The organism is Bradyrhizobium sp. (assembly GCF_017881085.1).
In the GTDB taxonomy this organism is placed as follows: Bacteria; Pseudomonadota; Alphaproteobacteria; order Rhizobiales; family Xanthobacteraceae; genus Bradyrhizobium.
In genome coordinates this window covers 1-5,813 of the sequence record NZ_JADGRI010000327.1, presented here as the reverse complement: position 1 = coordinate 5,813, position 5,813 = coordinate 1, and the positions used below count along the sequence as shown (strand labels likewise).

Sequence of the window (5,813 nt, the reverse complement as noted above, 5' to 3'; positions counted from 1 at the left end):
CTTGCGGCCTTTGAGCACGAACGGGCTCAGATCCAGCGACGGGCGGCTGGTCAGAGCCGCCCGTTCGCACATTCTGCCAGATTTTGCAGACACAAGAGCACGAAGGAAGCCGTTAAAACCATTGCGCGGGGAATGCCGGGTGATTCCGGTGTGACCTGACTAACGCGTGTGCTCTCTACCACTACCTCTGCACACGCGGCTATCGGGCGCATCGGGCGCCCGGCATTCCCTGCGCCCTCCTGGGGCGAGAAATGCATCAAAGCCTCGGGCGCATCGCGCCGCGAGAGTTAAACGCATGTCTGGAGATCGTCACTGCCTACCGACCCGTTGGCTCGCAATGACGCTGAGGTTGCGTGTTCAGCCCGGTCGTCATCGGGTCGGCGCGAGCGGGACCCTCGCCATTGCGGCATTTCCCATTGTCCGCAAAACGCTTTATGGTGCTCGGCGATCTCACATGGCGTGAACTCGATTATCGATAAATATCAAAGGCTTGGCGGTGACCCGCAGCCTTTGGAGGGCGGCTTGACGCGGTATATTTCCACAAGGGGGGAGGCCCCGGCGCTGGGTTTCTGCGATGTGATGCTGGCCGGGCTCGCCCGCGACGGCGGCCTCTACGTGCCCGAAACCTGGCCGCAGCTGTCGCCCGGGACCATCGCGGGATTCTTCGGCCGGCCCTATTGGGAAGTCGCGGTCGATGTGATCCGTCCGTTCGTCGGGGGCGAGATCTCCGATGCCGATCTCGGCCGCATGGCGAACGAGGCCTATGCCACCTTCCGTCATCCCGCCGTGGTTCCGCTCGACCAGATCAGCCCGAATCAATTCGTGCTGGAGCTGTTTCACGGCCCGACGCTCGCGTTCAAGGACGTGGCGATGCAGCTGATCTCGCGGCTGATGGATCACGTGCTGGCCAAGCGCGCCCAGCGCACCACCATCGTGGTCGCCACCTCGGGCGATACCGGCGGCGCCGCGGTCGATGCGTTCGCGGGACTTGGCAATGTCGATCTGATCGTGCTGTTCCCGAACGGCCGCATCTCAGACGTGCAGCGGCGGATGATGACGACGTCAGGCGCCGCCAACGTGCACGCGCTGGCGATCGAAGGTCATTTCGACGATTGCCAGGCGATCGTGAAGGGACTGTTCAATCATCATCAGTTTCGCGATGCGGTCGCGCTGTCGGGCGTCAATTCCATCAACTGGGCGCGGATCGTGGCGCAGGTGGTGTATTATTTCACCTCGGCGGTCGCGCTCGGCGCGCCGTCGCGCACGGTGGATTTCACGGTGCCGACCGGGAATTTCGGCGACATCTTCGCAGGCTACGTCGCCAAGCGCATGGGCTTGCCGATCCGCTGGTTGCGCATCGCCGCCAACATCAACGACATCCTGCCGCGCACGCTGAAGACCGGCATCTATGAAGTGCGCGAGGTCCACGCATCGGCCTCGCCCTCGATGGATATTCAGGTGTCCTCGAATTTCGAGCGGCTGCTGTTCGAGGCCAGCGGCCGTGATGCGGCGGAAGTCCGCGGGCTGATGGCGTCATTGAAACAGTCGGGGCGTTTTGTCCTTCCCGACGCGACCTTGGCCGCGATCCGCGCCGAATTCGACGCCGGACGGGCCGACGAGACCGAAACCAGTGCGGCGATCCGCGCCGCCTGGCGCGAGGCCGGTGATCTCGTCGATCCCCATACCGCGGTGGCGCTGGCGGTGGCCGATCGCGACACGGCGGATTCGAAAATACCCAACATCGTGCTGTCGACTGCGCATGCCGCGAAGTTCCCCGACGCGGTGGAAGCCGCCTGCGGCGTTCGTCCGGAACTGCCGCCCTGGCTCGAGGGTTTGATGACGAGGCCCGAGCACATCAAGGTCATGGCCAACGATCAGGTCGAAGTGGAGCGGTTCGTTCGCTTGGTCAGCCGCGCCGCGAAACAAGGAGTTACCGGATGAGCGTCGATGTCACCAAGCTTCCCTCGGGCCTCACGGTGATCACCGACACCATGCCGCATCTGGAAACCGCGGCGCTCGGCGTCTGGACCGGCGTCGGCGGCCGCGACGAAAAGCCGAACGAACACGGCATCTCGCATCTTTTGGAACACATGGCGTTCAAGGGCACGACGCGGCGCTCGTCGCGCGAAATCGTCGAGGAAATCGAGGCGGTCGGCGGCGATCTCAACGCCGGCACCTCGACCGAGAGCACCGCCTATTATGCCAGGGTGATGAAGGCCGACGTGCCGCTGGCGCTGGATGTGCTCTCCGACATTCTCGCCAATCCCTCCTTCGTGCCGGACGAACTCGAGCGCGAAAAAAACGTCATCGTGCAGGAGATCGGTGCGGCGCAGGACACCCCCGACGACGTGGTGTTCGAACATCTCAACGAGCTCTGTTATCCGGAGCAGCCGATGGGGCGCTCGCTGCTCGGGACCGCAAAGACCCTGAAGGAGTTCGATCGCGACACGCTGCGCGGCTATCTCTCGACGCATTATCGCGGGCCCGACATGGTGGTGGCCGCGGCCGGCGCGGTCGACCACAAGCGGGTGGTCGAGGAGGTCGCCGAAAGGTTCAAGAGCTTCGACGGCACGCCGGCGCCGAAGCCGCAGGCGGCGATGTTCGGCGCCGGCGGCTCCCGCGTGGTGCATCGCGACCTCGAACAGGCCCATCTGACGCTGGCGCTGGAAGGCGTGCCGCAGACTGATCTGTCGCTGTTCTCGCTGCAGGTCTTCACCAACACGCTCGGCGGCGGGATGTCGTCGCGGCTGTTCCAGGAAGTGCGCGAGAAGCGCGGGCTGTGCTACTCGATCTATACCTTCCACGCGCCCTACAGCGACACCGGTTTTTTCGGGCTTTATACCGGCACCGACCCTGGCGACGCGTCCGAGATGATGGAAGTGATCGTCGACGTCATCAACGACGCCGTGGAAACCCTGACCGAGGCCGAGATCGCCCGCGCCAAGGCGCAGATGAAGGCGGGGCTGCTGATGGCGCTGGAGAGCTGCTCGTCGCGCGCCGAGCAGCTGGCGCGCCATATCCTTGCCTATGGGCGGCCGCTGACGGTGGAAGAACTGGTGGCCCGGATCGACGCCGTCAGCGTAGAGTCGACGCGGAACGCCGCGCGGGGGCTGTTGTCGCGCAGCCGCCCGGCGGTCGTGGCGCTCGGCAGCGGAAGAGGTCTGGACACGGCGGTGTCTTTTGCGGAAGGATTGACCCGGTCGAAGGCGAAGTCGCTGCTGCATTGACGGCGGCCGGCGCGGCGATCAGGTTCGGTTAGCGGGGAGTAGCAGACATGGCCCTGTTTCGGCTTCCATCCAGCGGACCGGCGGCGCTCGCCCCGCGCGGGCAGGGGCTGTTGCTGCGTGCGCCGCAAATGTCGGATTTCCTGCAATGGGCGCATTTGCGCGAATACAGCCGGGAATATCTGACTCCTTGGGAGCCGATCTGGCCCTCCGACGATCTGACCCGCTCCGGCTTCCGGCGGCGGCTGCGCCGTTATGCCGAGGACATCGCCGCCGACCGCTCTTATCCCTTCATCATTTTCCGGGAATCGGACGGTGCGATGATCGGCGGCATTACGCTCGCCAACGTCCGCCGCGGCATCGTGCAGGCCGGCACTATCGGATACTGGGTCGGGCAGCCCCATGCGCATCGCGGCTACATGACGGCGGCGCTGCGCGTGCTGCTGCCGTCGCTGTTCGGCGAACTGAATTTGCATCGCATCGAGGCCGCCTGCATTCCTTCCAATGCGCCGTCGATCCGGGTGCTGGAGAAATGCGGCTTTACCCGGGAGGGGCGGGCGCGGCGCTATCTCTGCATCAACGGCGTCTGGCAGGACCATTTGCTGTTCGGCCTCCTGCATGAGGATTTTCGCGGTTAACTGTCGATTTCGAGATGATGGCACCCGCCTTGGGTTCGCCGCCATTGCGCTGGTATAACCCGCCAGCCGCGCGCTCCCCTTCAGGGAAGCGCCTTATCGCGGGACGTCTTTGGGGACATCTGAATGATGCGTAACGGGCTGACGATGCGGACGATGGGCCAAGCGGGCCGTCCGCGCACGGCGCTGGCGCTGGCGGTGGCGGGCGCGGTTCTTTCGGGCTGCGGCGGCGGCAGTATGCTCGGCAGCTCGTCTGATACCAGTTCAAGCCCTTCGATCGGCAGCCGGTTCAGCCAGCTGTTCGGCTCGAAGTCGCAAGCCGTCGGGGAGAGCGCGCCGTCGCCGGTGGACAACGAACTGAGCTGTCCGCCCGTCACGATTCGCGCCGGGGCATCGACCTTTGCGGTGGGGGTGCCCGGCAAGGAAGCGGTCGGCAACGATCTGCGCTATCAGGCGTCGATCACCCGCACCGCGCGCGATTGCACCAGGAACGGCGACCAGATCACCGCCCGGATTGGTATTCTCGGGCGCGTCATCGCCGGTCCGGCCGGAAATCCGACGACGGTCGAGATTCCGCTTCGCGTCGCCGTGGTGCAGGGCGGCGTGCAGGAAAAGACCATCACCACCAAGGTTTTCAAGACGACGGTGACGATGAACGACCAAGGCAGCGTGCCGTTCAGCCTGGTGGCGGAAGATATGGTCTATCCGGTGCCGCCCGCAGCGACCGGCGATTCCTACATCTTCTATATCGGTTTCGATCCGCAGGCGCTGACGCCGGAGCGGCCGGCGAGAGCGGCGAAGAAGAAGAAGTAAGCCCGCAAAAAACCGGCGCGATCATCTCGCGCCGGCCGGTTGTCGTTACACCAATGATAATTCGTCAGTTCAGCTTGGCGCGGACTTCCGCAATACCCTTGGCCAGAAGATCATCGGCGAGCCCGCCCTTGACCGATTGCGACATGATGGTGGAAGCCGCCGTGACGGCGGCGTTGGCCGCAGCCGCGCGGACGTCGGCCAGCGCCTGGGCTTCGGCCAGCGCGATCTTGCTTTCGGCGGTCTTGGTGCGCCGGACGACAAAATCTTCCATCTTGGTCTTGGCTTCGGCCGCGATGCGCTCGGCCTCGGCTTTCGCCGACGCAATGATGTCCTGCGCCTCGCGTTCCGCGCTGGCGTGACGGGCCTTGTATTCCGCCAGCAGTTTGGCGGCCTCTTCCTTGAGCCGGCGGGCGTCGTCGAGCTCGGACTTGATGCGTTCGCTGCGATGATCGAGCGCCTTCAGTACCGTGCGGTGGACGCCGAGATAGGCGAATACGCCCATCAGGATGACGAAGGCGACGGCGACCCAGAATTCCGGTTCCGCGAACATCTCGGGCATGGACGTTATCCCTTCAACGACGCGTCGACGGCGCTGTCGACCGACTTGCCGTCGGGCACGAGGCCGGTAAGCCGCTGCACGATCGCGGCGGCCGCCTCCGCGGCAATGCCGCGGACGTTGCTCATCGCGGCTTCGCGCGTCGACGCAATGGTTATTTCGGCTTCGGCGAGCTTTACCGAAAGCCGCTCTTCCAGAGTCTTGCGCTCGGCCTCGGACGCCGCGTTCAGCTTTTCACGGGTCTCGGCGCTGATCGCCTGCGCGCGGGAGCGGGCGGCGGCAAGTTCGCTTTCATAGGCCTTCAGCGCATCGCCGGAGGCATCCTTCAGTTTCTGCGCCTCGGAAAGATCGCCCTCAAGCGCTTTCTGACGCGCGTCGAGGAGACCGCCGACGCGCGGCAGCGCAATTTTCGAGACGATCAGATAAAGCGCGACAAACGCGATAACCAGCGACACCAGTTGCGAAGCAAAGGTGTCCTTCTGAAAAGGCGGGAAGGGGGCCTTGTGGCCGCCCTCTGCCTCGGTGTGGGCTGTCGCGCCCTTGGCGTCGCCATGACTCTCAGCCACGGGCTTCTCCTGTTCGGCC

6 protein-coding genes are annotated in these 5,813 nt (G+C 64.8%); 4 read left to right on the top strand and 2 right to left on the bottom strand.

Features of this window, described 5'->3' with window-relative positions; all coding sequences use genetic code 11:
- Positions 1-522 precede the first annotated feature (522 nt).
- The 4 genes from thrC to QZ213_RS23485 all read left to right on the top strand — a co-directional run bounded on the left by thrC (position 523) and on the right by QZ213_RS23485 (position 4,672).
- On the top strand, positions 523-1,941 hold the full coding sequence (gene thrC / locus QZ213_RS23500) for a threonine synthase (protein WP_291688473.1): 1,419 nt from the start codon (positions 523-525) through the stop codon (positions 1,939-1,941).
- Complete coding sequence (locus QZ213_RS23495; protein WP_291688472.1) at positions 1,938-3,227, top strand: pitrilysin family protein; 1,290 nt, start codon at positions 1,938-1,940, stop codon at positions 3,225-3,227. Before thrC ends, QZ213_RS23495 begins: the two co-directional genes overlap by 4 nt.
- A 47-nt stretch (positions 3,228-3,274) precedes the next feature.
- Complete coding sequence (locus tag QZ213_RS23490) at positions 3,275-3,862, top strand: GNAT family protein (protein ID WP_291688471.1); 588 nt, start codon at positions 3,275-3,277, stop codon at positions 3,860-3,862.
- A 123-nt stretch (positions 3,863-3,985) separates the two neighbouring features.
- Positions 3,986-4,672, top strand: a complete 687-nt coding sequence (locus QZ213_RS23485) for a hypothetical protein (RefSeq protein ID WP_291688470.1) — start codon at positions 3,986-3,988, stop codon at positions 4,670-4,672.
- Positions 4,673-4,736: 64 nt separating this feature from the next.
- On the opposite strand, the gene QZ213_RS23480 is transcribed toward QZ213_RS23485, so the two are convergent.
- Entirely contained in the window at positions 4,737-5,222 is a 486-nt protein-coding gene (locus QZ213_RS23480; protein WP_291688475.1) for an ATP F0F1 synthase subunit B, read from the bottom strand.
- Between the two features lie 14 nt (positions 5,223-5,236).
- Positions 5,237-5,794 (bottom strand): F0F1 ATP synthase subunit B', encoded by a 558-nt coding sequence (locus QZ213_RS23475; protein ID WP_291688474.1) that lies wholly within the window; start codon positions 5,792-5,794, stop codon positions 5,237-5,239.
- Between the last annotated feature and the right edge of the window lie 19 nt (positions 5,795-5,813).

Bases quoted from the DNA above. Each gene is read 5' to 3' on its own strand.
- QZ213_RS23495 (WP_291688472.1), top strand. From the start codon at position 1,938: ATGAGCGTCGATGTCACCAAGCTTCCCTCGGGCCTCACGGTGATCACC.
- QZ213_RS23490 (WP_291688471.1), top strand. From the start codon at position 3,275: ATGGCCCTGTTTCGGCTTCCATCCAGCGGACCGGCGGCGCTCGCCCCG.
- QZ213_RS23485 (WP_291688470.1), top strand. From the start codon at position 3,986: ATGATGCGTAACGGGCTGACGATGCGGACGATGGGCCAAGCGGGCCGT.
- QZ213_RS23480 (WP_291688475.1), bottom strand. From the start codon at position 5,222: ATGTTCGCGGAACCGGAATTCTGGGTCGCCGTCGCCTTCGTCATCCTG.